Below are 18218 nucleotides of genomic sequence, written 5' to 3'. Positions count from 1 at the left end.
ATGGAATGCGCCCCTCTGGCGAAGAGTGCCTCCTGCGACATGAGCAGGTCTGCATGAAATGCCCGCCGACGGAACGAGCCCGGCAAGCGTTAGCGCAGACCGGTTGCCACCTGTGGCAAACTTATACGGACGACCTCTGGTTGTCCATAAGTGCGCCCTTCATAAAAAAGCAATGAAGGGAATGGAAACTCCACTCCCTCCGGCATTACACTTCCTCCGTATTCGCAACTGGCTCTTTTTGCATTGCCTTTGAGAAGAATTTCCCATTTGCTTCCTGCCTTTTTAAGAAGCCGACCAGCTTCGGAATATCTTCTTCCTCAATCGCAGAACCAATCACTGATTCCACCGCACCGCCAATCTGACAGAGCCTGTGGGTTCGTTTTTTTGTTTCCACATCTTTCTGACGTTTCTTCAGTTCCCGTTTCTGTGCTGCGTACTGTTTCGCTTTTTCAAGGCTTTCCTGTTCTCTTTTTTCCAACTGGAGCAGACGCTCCTCATAACTCTTTGTTGATCTTGCCATAAATATCATCGTCCTTTCTTTTTTCTACCAAACATAAGTTTCCTGTTGTCTGTCAGACGAAGTACATGGTATAATCTGCTTGCGTGTAGGTATATCATGGCTTCGGTCTGATAAAACCTTTGGCGGTTTCTTCGGGAACCGCCTTTTTAAGTGGAACCGTTTCTTGTGACGGCTTTCACATTTCCTTTATCCCTTAAGTCCCTGCCCTCATTGGCTTCCATGAAAAGTTCCAGCATATCCGTTTTAATCAGGACTTTCCTCCCGACCTTTAATACCGGAAGTTTCTTCCACTCCACCAGTTTTCTCAGGGTGTTCCTGCCGATTCCCGTATAATCCGCAGCTTCCTCAATAGATAAGGCAATCTTTCTTTGCGTCATGTGACCACCTCCTTATAAATTGCATTATGCAATTTCTTTTGTGCTGTCAGTATAGCGTGTTTATATCATCTTGTCAAGCATTACGAAATTATATTATTTATTGTTTAATTGCATATTGCAATATTGTTTGTTATGTGGTATAGTAATGACATACCGAAAAAGGAGGCTCATCAGCATGAAAGATAAAGAATTACGCAAGCTGATCGGTAGCAGGGCAAAACAGCGCCGTACAGAATTGAATCTGACACAGCCTTATATCGCTGAAAAGATGGGTGTGACTGCATCTACGATTCAGAGATATGAAGCCGGAACGATTGACAATACAAAGAAAATGGTGCTGGAAGGTCTTTCAGAAGCTCTCCATGTATCTGTGGAATGGCTCAGAGGGGAAACGGACGAATATGAAACCGACATTACGGATAAAAGAGAATTACAGATTCGTGATGCCATGACGGATATTCTCAAACAGTTACCTCTTGACCTTACGAAAACAGAAGATGCTTTTTCCAAAGACCTACTGCTGTTAATGTTGAAACAATATGAACTGTTTTTGGATTCGTTCCAGTTCGCCTGCAAGAATTACAAAGGCAATACCAAAGAAGCGGACATTGCAAAAGTAATGGGGTTTGAATCGAATGATGAATATAACGAGATCATGTTTCTCAGGGAGATCACCCATACTGTCAACGCATTGAATGACATGGCAGATATTGTAAGGCTCTATTCCAAGAAACCGGAAACAGCAGAACAACGGCTTGCAAATCTTTTATCCGAAGTTATGTACGAGGATTCTGAATCGGTATAGTAAGATAATCGGAGTTATGATATACTTACACGCAAGAAGCATTTCAGCAGTTCCGATTGTCTGATATCGAAAGGAGACATACGATTATGGCAAAAGGATCTGTTAGAAAGAAAGGAAAGAAATGGTACTACCGCTTCTATGTAGAGGACGCAAGCGGCAAAATGGTTCAGAAAGAATATGCCGGAACCGAAAGCAAAAGTGAGACAGAAAAACTTCTCCGCAAGGCACTGGAAGATTACGAAGATAAGAAATTTGTTGCAAAAGCAGATAACCTTACCGTAGGTGAACTTCTGGACATGTGGGCAGAAGAAGAACTGAAAACCGGAACACTCAGTAATGGCACAGTGGAAAATTATCTCAGTGCAATCCGTTGCACTAAGAAACACCCGATTGCAGACCGTAAACTGAAAACAGTTACTGCCGAACATTTACAGGCATTTCTTGATCTGCTTACATTCGGTGGCGAATTTCCAGACGGAAAAGTGAGAAAAGGATACAGTAAAGATTATATCCATTCTTTTTCCGCAGTGTTGCAGCAGTCATTCCGTTTTGCAGTATTTCCAAAACAGTTAATCAGTTTCAATCCGATGCAGTATATTAAGCTGAAAAAACAGGCAGAGGAAGTTGACCTCTTTTCCGATGATGAAGTCGAAGATGGCACACAGCCGATTTCACATGAGGATTATGAGCGACTTATCAAGTATCTGGAAAAGAAAAATCCACCTGCGATCCTGCCGATTCAGATTGCATATTATGCAGGACTTCGCATCGGTGAAACCTGTGGTCTTACATGGCAGGACATCAACCTTGAAGATCAATGCCTGACCATTAAAAGAAGTATCCGTTACGACGGTGCAAAGCATAAAAATGTGATTGGAACGACCAAGCGAAAGAAAGTAAGGATTGTTGATTTTGGAGATACGCTGACTGAAATATTGAAAGCAGCAAGACGGGAACAACTGAAAAGCCGGATGCAGTACGGGGAACTTTACCACCGCAACTACTACAAAGAGGTGCATGTGAAAAACAGGGTGTATTATGAATACTATCACCTTGACGGAACACAGGAAGTCCCGGCAGATTATAAAGAAATATCCTTTGTCTGCCTCAGACCGGATGGCAGTCTGGAACTGCCGAGTACACTCGGCATTGCTTGCAGGTCAGTATCAAAAAAGCTGGAAGGATTTGAAGATTTTCACTTTCACCAGTTACGACATACCTACACCAGCAACCTGCTCTCGAATGGAGCTGCTCCGAAAGATGTACAGGAACTGTTAGGACATTCCGATGTCAGTACCACAATGAACATTTACGCTCACTCAACAAGAAAAGCAAAGCGGGATTCCGCAAGACTTCTTGATAAAGTAGCGAGCAACGCTTAAATAAAAATTTCCCTTATTTCCCTTGCGGATTCCTCACAAGGGTAAAAATAAGGGAAAATACATATCATTTCACTATCTAAGGGGCTAAAAAGCCTGTAAAATAAGGAAAACTCAGGAAATCTCTCCACAAATTCCGATTTAATTAACTTCATTATATATTTTCCGGCTAGAGTTGTCTATACATTATCCCCCCCCCGGCAAAGTATTCAAAAAAGCGGAAACCATACTCCTTTCCGTGACCCTGTCACGAAATCGCAATATGATTTCCGCTTCTGCTATTCTTTTAATATTTCACAAAATACCTGTTCAAATTAAAAATGTCCGCCTGAGCTGCCGGAGTTTCCTCCGCCGCCACCGCCGCCGGAACTTCCCGAACTGCTGCTGGATTCAATATGACGTGTAACAACCGTTGTATTGATAAAACGGTCTTCACGTCTTCTGACGTTGAAGTTATGATTCCTGGTATACGTTCTGCTGTCCACTGTCATCTTAGACTTTGCCTGAAACATCATGGCAATGACCGCAGCCGCAGCAACTCCCAGTGAAATTAAAAGCTTCTGTGGCAGATACAGTGACAGTCTGTAAGAAAGGCTGGTATCGAGCTGTTTGCGTACACCTGCAATATATTTTTTACAGCCTGCATAATAATTGCCATCTGAAAGCTTATCTTCCGCTTTTTCACGGATAGCATCTAATTTACTCTGCGTAAAGCTTTTCGTCGTTCTTGCAATACCTGATGTAACCAGCATATCCGCCCGTGACTTCATATCAATGACATAGACAATTGCATCCGGCTCCGAACTGCTTTCATCATAGCCGTAGCTTTCATTAATAATGCCGCGTACATCATTTTCCAGTTCTTTATCGTCCAGTCCTTTACTCTGTGTCAGAATCACGACATCCGTCTTGCAGGCATCAGATGCTTTCCGGCACATTTTAGTAAGCTGTTCTTTTTCCTTATCGGTAAATAAACCCGCATCATCGACCACATACTCTTTGGACTGCGTATCTGCCCATGCATCCTGCGGCATACCGCCTAAAACTGCTGCCGCTAAAAGGAGCAGGCTCACGAGTAAAATCATTTTCTTTTTCATCTTCATAGCGCAAGCCCTCCTAATGTCAGCACAATCATCATGATTACAAAAATTCCTACAAAGTAAGCAGCTGCTTTTCCTTTGCTGATTGGACGGTCTGCTACGATTTTACCCGTCTGTCCGTTTAAAACGAAGTTAAAATCGTTTCCGTGATAACGGCAGTTTAACATCCATACCGGAAGCAGTGCGTATTCGTTGTGCTTATTATTCATGGAAATGTGATTATCCAGCACGCTGACAGTCGAATATCCAAGCATTGTACTTCTTGCAATTTCCGTAATATAACGGTCTACCCTTTTTCTGACACGGCTCTGCATCTGCTCATCGGTGAAATTATACCGTTCTGAAAGATATCCTGACAGATACGGCATTGCAAACGGTTTTAACGCCGTATAGTCAAACGGCTCTAACTTATCCATCGTGTCATCGTCCATTTTTTCCGAAGCATCTGCCGGCACTTTTTCAAACTGTGCCTCTACATCACGGTATACGTGAAAATGGTCGGTATATGTATACTCTGTATCGCCGTGGCGCTCGGTTCTGATTTTTTCGGCTTTTGCCGTCATCTCGGTTTCGGCATCGAAATCATATAGCCAGAACGGCACATAAACACCGGAAATTTTTTCAATGGTGCTTTCTGTTGACAGTGTCTTTGGCGTAAGCAGCCCTTTTTTTACCCAGCTTTTATACATTTTCTTTGCTGCTTCCCGGTCAATCTGAAACGGAATGACCGATGACGGTGAAAATTCTCCGCTTAACCGGTCTTCCACCAGTGATGGATTGCCGCAGAATGAACAGATTGTTGCAGATGTATACTCATCTGCCAACAGTTCTGCACCGCAGCTCTGGCAGTGATACACTTTCATATTCATGCTGCCTTTACCCTTTTGTCCCTCTGACTGTGCAGACTGTGCGTTTTCCCCGGCTTCTGCATCGCTGTAGAGATGTCCGTACTGCTTTTCGTAGTCCTGTACATCCATTTCCATCTGGCAGGATGGGCACTTAAGTTTTTGTGCCGTGCTGTCAAATTCCATTGCCGCCCCGCAATTCGGGCATTTGTACGTTATTGGCATATTCCCTCCATTCCCCTTGATACTTCATCAGGTACACTTTAGTATATTATGATACTTATTATATGATACGCTATCCGTGTAAGCAAGAATCCGCATCATTATATCATCTTTTCTTTAATGCCTTTCGCTGCTTCGCCATGCACGTTATCGTTCTCAAGCCTGATGCAGAACTTTTTGCAAGCACAGTTCTGCTTCGAGCTTTCGTCCGGCACGGCTCATAGCTTTCGGGCATTCATATTTTGTTCATATTTCTTTTAATATCTCTTAACAATATGCACACGTTTTCTTCACTTTTCCTGCATATAATACATTTGTATTAAGAAATTAGCCAATATTTTTTTAATAAAGATTTTTTTCATAATCCCAGTTGTTTAAGTGAATAAACAACTCCTCCCTCTTTTCATCGCCCCTAGCCAGGGCGATGTTTTTTTATCGGATCAAGAAGGAAACAATCATCATCACAATTCCCACAACCAGCATGATAATTCCGGTTTTGCGGTCTTTGTTGACTGCCGGTGACTTTAAATCTTTGCGGTCTCTTTCATCATAGAAAATATTCCACTGGTGTCTGGAATTGGATATTTTTACAATTCCGATAAATGCAATCATCATGCCTGCAAAAAACACCATAAACCCCAAAAACGGCAGATATGAAGTTCCACGATAACTCTCACTGTCATTAAAATCAATATCACATAATACACTCTGTAATAATCCCATTGCCTGCACTCCCTTCTGCCTCACCGGCGGATTTTGTATTTATTATACAACATTTTTCACAATACTAACAGTCTGTTATTTTGAAAACATCATAAAACCTTTATAAATTGCAACCGTTCAGAGCCAGGCAACTTTTCAGACATAATTGTGAGTCATGCTTGCATGAACGAACAATTTGGGCTGAAAAGTTATCTGGCGGATACGCTTCACCGACAAAATGCCTGCATTTTGGAGGCTGGCTCTGAACGGTTACGATTATTTTCTGCCAGGCAGATTTCCAGACATAAATGTGAGCCATGCTTGCATGAGTGAACAGTTATGTCTGGAAATCTATCTGGCGGATACGCCTCACCGACAAAATGCCTGCATTTTGGAGGCTGGCTCTGAACGGTTATTATAATTTAAGATTGCCGCTTTTATTTTCAGTCAATTTGCGGTATAATCAACCTATATTAAATTAAAAAATATCAGGAGGTACGATTTATGTTGGTTTCTGCAAAAGAAATGTTAACAAAAGCCCGTGAGGGTAAGTATGCTGTAGGTCAGTTTAATATTAATAACCTGGAATGGACAAAGACCATTCTTCTTACAGCGCAGGAATTAAATTCCCCTGTTATCCTCGGCGTATCAGAGGGTGCAGGTAAATACATGGGTGGTTTTAAAACTGTTTCCGGTATGGTAAACGGACTGCTTGAAGGATTAAATATTACCGTTCCTGTGGCTCTGCACTTAGACCACGGTACATATGAAGGCTGCTACAAGTGTATTGAAGCCGGTTTTTCTTCTATTATGTTTGACGGTTCCCACTACCCAATCGCAGAAAATGTTGAAAAAACAACAGAGCTTGTAAAAATCTGTAATGAAAAGGGGCTTTCCCTTGAAGCGGAAGTCGGTGCAATCGGCGGTGAAGAAGACGGTGTTATCGGCATGGGTGAGTGTGCTGACCCGAATGAATGCAAGTCAATTGCAGACCTTGGTGTTACAATGCTTGCTGCCGGAATCGGTAACATCCACGGCAAATATCCTGCCAACTGGCCGGGTCTTAGCTTTGAAACACTGGCTGCCGTAAAGGAAAAGGTCGGTGATATGCCGCTCGTTCTCCACGGTGGTACAGGAATTCCTGAAGATATGATTAAGAAAGCCATTTCTTTAGGCGTTGCAAAGATTAATGTCAATACAGAATGCCAGCTTGCTTTCGCTGCTGCCGTAAGAAAGTACATCGAAGCAGGAAAAGACCTTGAAGGCAAGGGATTTGACCCGAGAAAGCTTCTTGCACCTGGCTGTGATGCAATCAAAGAAACTGTCCGTGAAAAAATCGAATTATTCGGTTCTGCAAATAAGGCCTGATTCCGGTAATACAGCATGAACAACGATAAAGAACAGATAACTTCCAATGAAAAATCCGAAGACGTTTTAGCAGATTTATCAAAAGATGAGCATTCCGGAGAGGAGACATCTTCTCCGGAATCTTCCGGTAAAAAGACATTTACGGACACTGACGGTTCAGATTCCGTAAATACGGACGTTGCCGCAAAGCCGTCTATTTTACGGCGCATTGTTTTGATTGCGGCAATATGTGTCTTTTGCTATTCTGCTTTTATGCTGTTTCAGATTTTCTGGGAATACAAAAAAGGCAATGATATTTATGATACCATTCAAAATCAGGTATTAGATACAGACACACCAACTTCTGTCACGCTTGACGATGAAGAAGTCGAAATTCCGTTTGTATATGACCATAAGCAGCTGCTCTCCATCAATCCCGAAGGACTTGGCTATCTTTACATTCCTTCAATTGATGTACGGCTTCCGATGGTCCAGTCTACAGATAATGATTTTTATTTAACCCACACCTTTAATAAGACCGCTAATAAAAACGGCTGCCTTTTTGAGGATTACCGGATTACCGGCGGACTTTCCGCTACCAACGTCATTATTTACGGACACAATATGCACAACGGCAGTATGTTTGGAAAGCTTTCCCGCTATGATGATGAAAGCTTCTATTATACGGAAGGCCACGACATGTTTTATATTTACACTGAAAATAAAATCATGCAGTACCGCATTTTCAGTGCATATATCAGTGAACCTGTCAGTGATACGTACACCTTTAATTTTTCAACGCTTTCCGGATTACAGGATTATGCCAGATCCATGAAAGCACTTTCAATTTATAATACCGGTGTTTCTGTTGATGATGTTTCGCAGGTTGTAACACTTTCTACCTGTACCTCTGACGGTTCGAAGCGTTTTATCGTTCAGGGTGCTTATGTGGGAGAAGCCTTATTAACCTACTGATTTTTGACATTCTTTGTGCTTTTAATTTAATTTTTAAATAAAATACAAAAAAGAACTTGCATTCTTAGACATTTTGCGTTATTTTATTTAAAGACAGAGAGCAAACAAACAAAGTGCTGTCGATAATTAAATAGTAGAACAAAGGTGTTCCATATTTATCTGCATATAAATTGGAATGCCTTTTTTGATTTTACTATTAATATATTAACATAATAAAAGGAAGGAAGACAAAGTTATGAGTGAAAAATTTAACGTAGCTGACATCTTTGGTGAAAATGTATTTAACGATACTGTCATGAAGGAGCGTTTACCAAAGAATGTCTACAAAAACCTCAAATTAGCTATGACAGGCGTTCAGGAATTATCTTTAACAGATGCCGATGTGATTGCAAATGCAATGAAGGACTGGGCAATTGAAAAGGGTGCTACACATTATACACACTGGTTCCAGCCATTGACAGGAACAACTGCTGAAAAGCACGACTCTTTCATTTCAGCACCAAAGGAAAACGGAAAAGTTCTGATGGAATTTTCCGGCAAAGAATTAATCAAAGGTGAACCGGATGCCTCTTCATTCCCTTCAGGCGGACTTCGTGCAACATTTGAAGCAAGAGGCTATACAGCATGGGACTGCACTTCACCGGCTTTTGTCCGTGAAGATGCTACAGGTGCTACACTTTGTATTCCTACCGCTTTTTGTTCTTATACAGGCGAGGCACTTGACCAGAAGACTCCGCTTCTTCGTTCAATGGATGCTATTAATGAACAGTCATTACGTATTTTAAAATTATTCGGCAACACACATTCTAAGAAGGTTACACCTTCTGTCGGTGCTGAACAGGAATACTTCATCGTAGATAGAGAAAAGTATTTACAGAGAAAAGATTTAATCTTCGCAGGCCGTACATTATTCGGTGCCATGCCTCCTAAGGGTCAGGAACTTGATGACCATTACTTCGGTGCTATCCGTGAAAGAATCGGTGCATTCATGAAGGATGTCAACAAGGAACTCTGGAAGCTTGGTGTTTCCGCAAAGACACAGCACAACGAAGTTGCTCCTGCACAGCACGAACTTGCTCCGATTTATGCACAGTGCAACACAGCTACAGATAACAACCAGCTGACAATGGAAGTTTTAAAGAAGGTTGCTTACAGACACGGTCTTGTATGTCTGCTTCATGAAAAGCCATTTGCAGGTGTAAACGGTTCCGGTAAGCACAATAACTGGTCTATCACAACAGATGACGGTATCAATTTATTAGAGCCTGGTAAGACACCTCATGAAAATATCCAGTTCTTACTGGTACTTGGTGCTGTCATGAAGGCTGTTGATACCCATGCTGATTTACTTCGTGAATCTGCTTCTGATGTCGGCAACGACCACAGACTCGGTGCGAACGAAGCACCTCCTGCTATCATCTCTATGTTCCTTGGAGAACAGCTTGAAGATGTTGTTATGCAGTTAATCGACAAGGGTGATGCTACAAGCTCAATCCAGAAGGGTAAGTTAAAGACCGGTGCTTCTACACTTCCTGACTTAAATAAGGATGCTACCGACAGAAACAGAACATCACCGTTTGCTTTCACAGGTAATAAATTTGAATTCCGTATGGTTGGTTCTGCCGACTCTATCGCTCCTGCAAATGTTGTATTAAATACTATCGTTGCAGAAAGCTTTAAAGAAATCGCTGATGAACTGGAAAAGGCTGATAACTTCGACATGGCATGCCATGATATGATTAAAAAGCTTTTCACAGACCATCACAAGATTGTATTCAACGGAAACGGCTATACAGATGAATGGATTGCAGAAGCTGAAAGACGCGGTCTTCCAAACATTCCTTCTATGGTTGATGCAATTCCTGCTCTTACAACACCAAAGGCTGTTAAGCTGTTTGAAAGCTTTGGCGTATTTACAGAAGCAGAATTAAAGTCAAGAGCTGAAATCAAGTACGAAGCTTATGCGAAGGCTATCAATATCGAGGCAAAGGCTATGCTTGATATTACAGGCAAGCAGTTAATCCCTGCTGTAATCGCTTACTCAACAGAACTTGCAAACTCTGTTCTTGCAGTAAAGGAAGCCGGTGCCGATGCTTCTACACAGGCCGATTTATTAACTACCGTAACCGGTTACTTAAAGGAAATGAAGACACAGCTTGCTGCACTGGAAAAGGCTGTTGCTGACGGTGCTGAAATCAGCAATGTAGAAGAACAGGCGAAGTTCTTCAGAGATACCGTAAAAACTACAATGGATGCTTTAAGAGCACCTGCCGACAAGCTTGAAATGATTGTTGACAAAGACTTCTGGCCATTCCCTTCTTACGGTGACTTATTATTCGAGGTTTAATTTATAAAGAATTTTACTTAAAAATCGTATGATAACTATATAAAATAAGGGTTGTTCCGATATTTCATTGTCGGAACAACCCTTATTTTGGTCTTTATTGCTTTATTACTTTATCCGCAGCTCTTTAAGCGCAAGGCTAAAACAGCGCTTAATCACTCCGTATCAGATACCCGTTCTGTCTTGTGCTGTTGTCTACTGCGGATACACAAGACGCTCCGGCGCCGGATTATCTAAGACTTCCTGCTTGAACTTTCTCATATAAATCTTGGCAAGATTTAAGTTGTTGTCCAGATAATTTCCGCAGTCCCTCGGAGAATATCCCGGAATTTCGCCCTCATAAGACAGTACGAAATCTGCGGCCTCACGCAGTACCGGCAAAATATCTTCTGATTTTAAATCTCCTGCAAAAATCACATAAAACCCGGTGCGGCAGCCCATTGGTCCGAAATAAACCGTCTTATCAGCCCATTCCCTGTGGTTTCTTAAAAATGTCGCAACTAAATGTTCAATAGAATGAATCCCCGGATTATCCATCGGCGGTTCTTCGTTTGGTCTTGTAAAACGCAGATCAAAGGTTGTCAGCACCTGATCTCCTAAATAATCTTTTCTTGAAACATAAACACCAGTGAGTAAATCAAGATGATTTACCGTAAAACTTGCAATTTTATTCATTTTTTCTGTCCTTTCCTTCTATTCCTGCAATTCAACCGGAATTGCTGTACATCATCCGCGGATTGCTTTTTCCAACATCTTAAATTCACTTTCAAATATACAGTTGCGGATTTCACCTGTCCACAGCTTGTTCTTACATTCGTCAAAATCAATCCAGCGTACAGACTCCACTTCTTCTTCCTGAAGCTTAAAGTCCGAATCCTTCACCGGTTCATCATAAATGTAAACGGCGCTTAATTCATGGTTTTTAAACGGCTTTCCGTCAAAAACCGCTTCCATTGTCCCGTCATGCATTCCGATAAATTTAAGCTTCTCCGGGTCTGCCTTAATTCCCAGTTCTTCTTCCAGCTCCCGCACCGCCGATTCCAGATAATCCTGTCCTGCGGGAATATGCCCTGCCGAGGATATATCATAACAGCCGGCATACGCATCTTTTGTTGCGGCTCTTTTTTGCAGTAAAATATCAAATTTCTTTTTATTTTTGTCTGTATAACGCACAAGCCATACGTGCGATGTTCCGTGAATATCCCCGTCCGTATGCACCTGTGTACGCTCTTTGATTTCGCCTGTCAGCTCACCATTTTCTGTACGAATATCTAAATACTCCATGCGCTCACCTTTCGTTTCCTTTTATATATACCATTTTGCGGTTTTCATGAACGGATTCAATCTTTAACACCTTAATGGAACTGATAAACTTCGACAATGTGGAATAACCGTATTCCTTAGCTTTAAATCCCGGATACTTTACATGGATTTTCTGTCCCAGTGCGGCAAGTTCAACTCCTCTGCTGCCGGCTTCCCGCACGCAGGCGATTGCAAAGTCCGTTACCTGCTTTTTATTGCCGTTGTCTTCTTTTAAACGGACAATCACGGTATTGTTGACTTTCTGTAAGTCGAAATTATCAATTTCCTCGATAAATGTAGACAACGAACTGTATCCGTAGTTTCTGACATCAAAATCCGAATATTTCTTCTGCAAACGACTGCCAATCTCGCCCAGTCCTGTCGGTCTGCCCTTGTCGTCATTTTCAATGACAATTTCAATGATGGCATTTTCAATGACCGCCTGACTGATGATATTTTCAGGAATCCTTTTCTGCTTCCTGACCGGTGTTTCTTCTTCTTCCTCCGCCGCCTCTAACAGCAGTTCCAGATCCGTAAAAACGGAACAGGCTGCCCTGAATGACCGCGGGGTTTTATTTTCTCCCATGCCGATAACGTCCATGCCGGATTCTTTTAAGCGGCTCGCCAGCCTTGTAAAATCACCGTCACTCGATACAATGCAGAACCCGTCCACATTCCCCGTATACAAAATATCCATGGCATCTATAATCAATGTGGAATCGGTTGCATTTTTCCCGACCGTATTGCGGAACTGCTGAATCGGCACAATTGAATTTTCCATAAGTGCATCCTTCCATCTGCCTGCCTGCGGACTCGTCCAGTCCCCGTAAATTCTTTTATATGTAATCACACCGTACTTTGTCATTTCGTCCAAAATATACGCAATATATTTTGAGGAAATGTTATCGGCGTCAATTAACACTGCATAGTGCTTATCTTCCATTCCCTTCTGCCTTCCCTGTCCTACATCTGATGTCTTACAATCTTATATTCATCGTTGCTCTGATAGTATGGACAATTCTTATATTCCGATGCACAAAAACGTGCATAATCATCTTCATCCATATTCACATCACATACGTATTCTTCCATTTCTTCATCGTAAACTAAATTGTTGCAGTAATCGCAGCTAATCTGTCCCGCCATGTTATACCTCATTTCCGGACGATTCAATCGCAAAGGTATTTCCCCTGCCATAATGACTATCTGTTTTCGCCCGGAAACAATATAGCCCGCGGCTGGCTTTTACCTGCCGCATAAAAAACCTGTTAATATTATAACAGACGATTCTTCAAATGTATATTCAATTTCCTATAAAAAAAGAGTGCATTATCCATAAAAATTTTATATAATAGAGATAACAAAACAACGTGAACAACTAAATAACAACGCAAGGAGGGGTACTTATGAAATATAAGGTCTTACTAACCGGAAAGAACAATGCTGCAATTGATGAATTTTTCACAAAAATGTATAACAGCTTTGAGTGTCAGACAACGTCCAAGCGCTATGAAGATATGATAAGCCATATGCACGCTTTCAATCCAGATGCTTTTGTCTACTGCTTACAGGACGAACCGGTCGATGACATTACAAAGATTATATCTATGAAAAGCAGGGATGCCGTACAGCTTCCGCTGATTATCATCGGAGATGCTGCCGACTGTGACAAATTTACAAAAGCCGCTGTTAAGGTTGCGGATTTGATACTGCAGCGCCCTTTAACCGCCGCAGTGATTGAACAGCGCATAAATGTCTTTTTAAAACAGAAAAAGCGAATGCACGAACCGATTGCTGAAGAATTAAAAAAAGCAGACCTTGCCTTTAACGAAACATTTCCGCCAAAAACAGATGTGCCGGACGTGACGGATATGCCGGATATACGTGATATTGCAAATATACCAGGAATGACTTCCGGCAAGAAGCATATTCTGGTCATTGACGATGATGCCCGTATGTTAAAAGTCATTAAGCTTCATCTGCATGAAAAATACGATGTAGCAACTGCCATCAGCGGAAAAATTGCTTTAAAATTCTTAGAAACCAAGCACACCGATTTAATTTTACTCGACTACGCCATGCCGGATGAAAACGGTCTTGTCGTACTTGAAAAGCTGCGTGCCAATCCGTCGACCAAAAATATTCCTGTCATCTTTTTAACCGGCATTACCGACCGCAAAAAGATACAGGAGGCACTGGTGATGAAACCGCAGGGTTACCTTTTAAAACCAATTAACAGAAAACGCCTGCTTGCTGCCATCCAGAATACACTTGAAGCGTAGTCGCAGCTATAAGAATAAAACTACCTGCGGAAGGAAGATGCCTATGGAAAACGAATTACATTTAACGGATTTAATCGATGTGGAAATGCTGCAAAGAATTCAGGATGCTTTTTCTGACATGACCGGCATTGCTTCCGTCACAACCGATGCTGACGGAGTTGCCGTAACAAAAGGCTCTCATTTTTCAGACTTCTGCATGAAATATACACGTTCTTCACCACTGGGCTGCCAGCGGTGTGAATTATGCGATAAAAACGGGGCGGAGCTGGCACTTAAAAAAGGGGCTTCTTCAACCTATTTCTGTCACGCAGGACTCGTGGATTTTGCCGCGCCGATTATTGCGGACGGCAGAATGGTGGGCTGTTTTATCGGCGGTCAGGTGCTGACCGAGCCGCCGGATATTTCAAAAATCATGCAGGTCGCCGATGAACTGGGGGTTGACCCTGCCAGCTACATTCAGGCGGTTATGAAAGTCAATATCGTGGAAAAAAGCCAGATTGACAAAGCAGCAAGCTTTTTATATACCATTGCAAACGGTCTTTCCAATATTGCCTACCACAAATACCAGCTGTTTCAGGCAAATATTGAGATTGAAAAGGCAAACCGCATGAAATCGGATTTTCTTGCCAATATGAGCCATGAAATCCGTACCCCGATGAATGCTGTAATCGGCATGGCAGAAATGGCGCTGCGTGAAGACCTGCCGCCTGCCGCAAGGGATTATATTACTCAGATTAAAGCCTCCGGAAAGACACTTTTAACCATCATCAATGATATACTGGATTTCTCAAAAATTGAATCCGGCAAGATGAATATTATTCCGGTGGAATATGAACCGATGTCTACAATCCACGATGTTGCAAATATTATTACCACGCGGATTGGCAGCAAAAATGTTGAACTGATTTTAGATATTGCACCGGATATCCCTTACAAACTGTTTGGTGACAGTATCCGTTTTAAACAGATTTTGTTAAATCTTGCCAATAATGCCGTAAAATTCACCAAACACGGACGCGTGCTTTTAAAAATTTATGCGGGCCCTGTAGAAAACGGTGAAACTGTTTTGCACGCTTCTATTGAAGATACCGGCATCGGCATTAAAAAAGAACAGATTGGAAGACTTTTCCGCTCCTTTGAACAGTTAGACAGCAAACGTAACCGCAATATCGAAGGCACGGGACTGGGGCTTGCTATTTCCAAGCTGCTGCTGACGTTAATGCACGGCACTATTTCCGTTGAAAGCGAATACGGTATTGGCAGTACCTTTTCTTTTACACTGCCGCAAAAGGTTCTGGATGACCGTCCAAGCGGTGTATTTAACAATGATCCGCCGGTTCATGCTGCACTTTTTATTAAAAACAGCCTTGTACAGGAACAGTTGCAAAAGGATCTGGACCGTCTGCATATTGCTTATGACAATTGTACCGTGACCGGGACTGAGCCGGACAATACACCTGATTATCTTTTTATCGATTATGCGGTATTTTCCTCTGCCATGCAGGATTATATTCAGGCACACCCTGAACTGACCGCTGTATTGATTACAGACTTTTATACTTCGGTCAGCTGCAATTTAAAGAATCTGCACATTGTAAAAAAGCCGCTGTACTCTTTAAATCTGATTTCGATTTTAAAAAATGAAGATCTGCATTTTGATGAAGAAGATGATGCCGACCACTTTGAATTTACGGCACCGGATGCACAGATTTTAATTGTCGATGACAATGCTATTAACCTGACCGTTACGGAAGGACTTTTGAAGCCGCTTGGTATGCAGATTGACACGTGTCTTAGCGGAAAAGAAGCCATTGAAAAAATTTCGTCACAGATGTATGACATTATTTTTATGGATCATATGATGCCGGAACTGGACGGTGTGGAAACAACGCACATTATCCGGCGTTTTCATCCTGAATATGACGATGTTCCGATTATCGCCCTGACTGCTAATGCCATTGACGGTACAAAAGAAATGTTTTTAAAAGAAGGCATGAACGATTTTGTACCAAAGCCGATTGAACTGCAGTTTTTAACTGCAAAAATCAAGCACTGGCTTCCTGCGGAAAAGATTGACCGACAGCACGGTATGTCTGCAAGCAGAAATACCACAGGCACTGACAACACTGTAACTGCCACGAATGCCGCTGCGGACAATACGCAAGCATTTCCGGCAATTGAGGGACTTGATACAAAAGCTGCCATACAGCTTCTTGGCAGCCCGCAGTTATATATGACCGTTCTAAAAGATTACTACCGTGTCATTAAACAGAAGGCAGAACTGATTAAGAAATATGAGCAGCAGGAAGACTGGCACGCCTATACCATTGAAACCCACGCATTAAAAAGCGCTTCCAGACAGATTGGTGCGACTGACCTTGCTGAATCCGCTGCCCGTCTGGAACTTGCCGGTTCCAGACAAGATGCGGCACTCATTCATGAACGGACTGCTTCCCTCCTTCATGATTATTTACAATACCAGTCTATTTTGCAGCCATATTTTCAAAAGGAAGAAAAAATCTCCGCACAGGAAACGATTACTGCACCGGTTCTGGAGAAGCTTTTTTATGCCATGTATGATGCAATTGATAATCTGAACAGCGATACCATGGAATCTACGCTGGAGGAAATGACACACTTTATCTATCCTGACAACCAGCAGGAATTTTTAAATCAGCTAAAGACGGCTGTTTCCGATATTGACGTGGAACAATGCACGAAAATCCTTGATGCATGGAAATCTGTTGTTTAATATCGTATTTTATCAACTACAATACCCCGCAGCGTATTACATTTCTGTTTATACCCTGCGGGGTATTTCTTAAAACGTGTAGCCTTTTTTGTCCATGCTGATGATAAACCTGATTTCACGCTGCTTTACAATCTTATTTTTCTTCTTTTGATATACTTTGCGCCAGTTTTTCTACAGTTTTCTGTGGCAATTCAGCTAATTCTGCGACAGATTTTATGTCATTCCCCATATTAAGAAGTTTTGTGGCAATCTGAATTTTAGTATATTCTTCGCCTTCGCGGCGTCCGCGGTTTAAGATATCTTTTGCTTCATAGTTTAATACTTTTCCACCCATTGTCCGGCTCACCCCTTTCGCAACATTTTTATATTTAACAGCAATATGCTCTATGACTTTACGTGACATATCAAGAATAGCAGCTTTGGCATATCTGTTCAAGTCACCCATCTGGCAGGCGATTTCAAGCCGTTCCCTGATTGAAGCATATTCTGCTTCCAGCTGCTTTAACTTTTTCTTGTTTTCTTCCAGTTCTTTAAAATCCTTCTCATATGCAAAAATATGAAACGGTATCAGAAAAAACAGTTTCCTTTCAAACAATTCATGAATCGTATAACGTTTTACCTTTAATACCGGCACGGTATAGGATACCCTTCCGCCCGGAGTTAAGACTTTAACTGTCATTTCTTCGGGCGTATTTTTAGTATGTCTAAGCGACACAATCGCTGAATCAGGGAATTGTACTGTCAAAATATTTGATGTAAATTCTCTGTTTTCTAATGCAAGCTGTGTATCATACTCAAACATTCGTACAATCATACTGCCGTCTTCCGTACTTTGACATTCAATGTGATATCGTTTTTTCTGTCCCTGTGCTATCGGTGCTGTTTCTTCGCTGATAATTTCAAAGCTGGAATCTGTAATCCGTTCCTGCTCACTGCCGTCCGGCATTTTAATAAAATGCTCATTTTGCAGCAGGCAGATGGTTTCTTTTCCGGTGTAGTGCGTATGAAAAATTTCATTGACAACCGGAATCATTAACTCCGTACAATCGGTTAAAAGTGTACGGAATACATCATCGTAAGGTGTATTATCCATGCATTGGTTCCTTTCTTTTATTATACTGGACTTGTGGGATTGTCGACAAGCGTTTTGACAAATTTTCTAAAATTTTCAAATCTTTTGGAATGAAAACGGATGATAAAAGGGTCTAAATAAATCCATAAAGACCTTTCAGAATCCGCAGTAAATTCCAAAAAACGTGATAGAAA

17 protein-coding genes are annotated in these 18218 nt (G+C 41.8%); 7 read left to right on the top strand and 10 right to left on the bottom strand.

Going from position 1 to position 18218, the window contains the following annotated elements; genetic code table 11:
- Positions 1–205: 205 nt before the first annotated feature.
- Together LI288_RS07675 and LI288_RS07670 are read right to left on the bottom strand one after the other, a co-directional pair.
- On the bottom strand, positions 206–520 hold the full coding sequence (locus LI288_RS07675) for a hypothetical protein (protein ID WP_009243674.1): 315 nt from the start codon (positions 518–520) through the stop codon (positions 206–208).
- A gap of 146 nt (positions 521–666) precedes the next feature.
- A complete protein-coding gene (locus LI288_RS07670) occupies positions 667–897 on the bottom strand; it encodes a helix-turn-helix domain-containing protein (protein WP_002578307.1) in 231 nt (76 codons plus the stop codon).
- Between the two features lie 175 nt (positions 898–1072).
- Here LI288_RS07670 and LI288_RS07665 point away from each other — a divergent pair, with 175 nt between their 5' ends.
- Both LI288_RS07665 and LI288_RS07660 read left to right on the top strand, forming a co-directional pair.
- Positions 1073–1702 carry a helix-turn-helix domain-containing protein gene (locus LI288_RS07665; RefSeq protein ID WP_004841162.1) on the top strand — a complete coding sequence of 210 codons (630 nt, stop codon included), beginning with the start codon at positions 1073–1075 and terminating at the stop codon, positions 1700–1702.
- 86 nt (positions 1703–1788) lie between these two features.
- Complete coding sequence (locus LI288_RS07660; RefSeq protein WP_004841158.1) at positions 1789–3084, top strand: tyrosine-type recombinase/integrase; 1296 nt, start codon at positions 1789–1791, stop codon at positions 3082–3084.
- A 311-nt stretch (positions 3085–3395) separates the two neighbouring features.
- Here LI288_RS07660 and LI288_RS07655 read toward each other — a convergent pair whose 3' ends face one another.
- The 3 genes from LI288_RS07655 to LI288_RS07645 form a co-directional block, all read right to left on the bottom strand.
- Entirely contained in the window at positions 3396–4184 is a 789-nt protein-coding gene (locus LI288_RS07655; protein ID WP_227089994.1) for a TPM domain-containing protein, read from the bottom strand.
- The gene (locus LI288_RS07650) at positions 4181–5251 is read right to left on the bottom strand and encodes a hypothetical protein (RefSeq protein ID WP_227089993.1); all 1071 of its coding nucleotides are present in this window, start codon (positions 5249–5251) and stop codon (positions 4181–4183) included. The genes LI288_RS07655 and LI288_RS07650 overlap by 4 nt, the downstream gene beginning before the upstream one ends.
- Positions 5252–5680: 429 nt before the next feature.
- Positions 5681–5971, bottom strand: a complete 291-nt coding sequence (locus LI288_RS07645; protein WP_227089992.1) for a hypothetical protein — start codon at positions 5969–5971, stop codon at positions 5681–5683.
- Between the two features lie 483 nt (positions 5972–6454).
- Between LI288_RS07645 and fba the strand changes: the two genes are divergently transcribed.
- From fba to LI288_RS07630, 3 genes are all read left to right on the top strand, one after another.
- Complete coding sequence (gene fba / locus LI288_RS07640) at positions 6455–7318, top strand: class II fructose-1,6-bisphosphate aldolase (RefSeq protein ID WP_022431119.1); 864 nt, start codon at positions 6455–6457, stop codon at positions 7316–7318.
- 15 nt (positions 7319–7333) lie between these two features.
- Positions 7334–8272: a class B sortase gene (locus LI288_RS07635; protein ID WP_227089991.1), complete on the top strand. Its 939-nt coding sequence runs from the start codon at positions 7334–7336 to the stop codon at positions 8270–8272.
- 235 nt (positions 8273–8507) lie between these two features.
- A complete protein-coding gene (locus LI288_RS07630; protein ID WP_227089990.1) occupies positions 8508–10619 on the top strand; it encodes a glutamine synthetase III family protein in 2112 nt (703 codons plus the stop codon).
- Between the two features lie 192 nt (positions 10620–10811).
- Here LI288_RS07630 and LI288_RS07625 read toward each other — a convergent pair whose 3' ends face one another.
- The 4 genes from LI288_RS07625 to LI288_RS07610 are packed head-to-tail and all read right to left on the bottom strand — an operon-like array spanning position 10812 to position 13064.
- The gene (locus LI288_RS07625; RefSeq protein ID WP_022431122.1) at positions 10812–11291 is read right to left on the bottom strand and encodes an S-ribosylhomocysteine lyase; all 480 of its coding nucleotides are present in this window, start codon (positions 11289–11291) and stop codon (positions 10812–10814) included.
- Positions 11292–11342: 51 nt separating this feature from the next.
- On the bottom strand, positions 11343–11900 hold the full coding sequence (locus tag LI288_RS07620; protein ID WP_022431123.1) for an NUDIX hydrolase: 558 nt from the start codon (positions 11898–11900) through the stop codon (positions 11343–11345).
- 4 nt (positions 11901–11904) lie between these two features.
- Positions 11905–12861, bottom strand: coding sequence for an NYN domain-containing protein (locus LI288_RS07615; RefSeq protein ID WP_022431124.1), 957 nt, complete (start codon positions 12859–12861; stop codon positions 11905–11907).
- A 20-nt stretch (positions 12862–12881) separates the two neighbouring features.
- Entirely contained in the window at positions 12882–13064 is a 183-nt protein-coding gene (locus tag LI288_RS07610) for a DUF6472 family protein (protein ID WP_022431125.1), read from the bottom strand.
- A 260-nt stretch (positions 13065–13324) separates the two neighbouring features.
- On the opposite strand from LI288_RS07610, the gene LI288_RS07605 reads away from it, so the two are divergent.
- Entirely contained in the window at positions 13325–14200 is an 876-nt protein-coding gene (locus LI288_RS07605; RefSeq protein WP_227089989.1) for a response regulator, read from the top strand.
- A 43-nt stretch (positions 14201–14243) separates the two neighbouring features.
- Positions 14244–16952, top strand: coding sequence for a PocR ligand-binding domain-containing protein (locus LI288_RS07600; protein ID WP_227089988.1), 2709 nt, complete (start codon positions 14244–14246; stop codon positions 16950–16952).
- 133 nt (positions 16953–17085) lie between these two features.
- Here LI288_RS07600 and LI288_RS07595 read toward each other — a convergent pair whose 3' ends face one another.
- Positions 17086–18045 (bottom strand): hypothetical protein, encoded by a 960-nt coding sequence (locus tag LI288_RS07595; RefSeq protein WP_227089987.1) that lies wholly within the window; start codon positions 18043–18045, stop codon positions 17086–17088.
- Between the last annotated feature and the right edge of the window lie 173 nt (positions 18046–18218).

The organism is Lachnospira pectinoschiza (genome assembly GCF_020564355.1).
Taxonomy (GTDB): domain Bacteria; phylum Bacillota; class Clostridia; order Lachnospirales; family Lachnospiraceae; genus Lachnospira; species Lachnospira intestinalis.
This window is presented reverse-complemented; position numbering and strand designations above follow the sequence as displayed.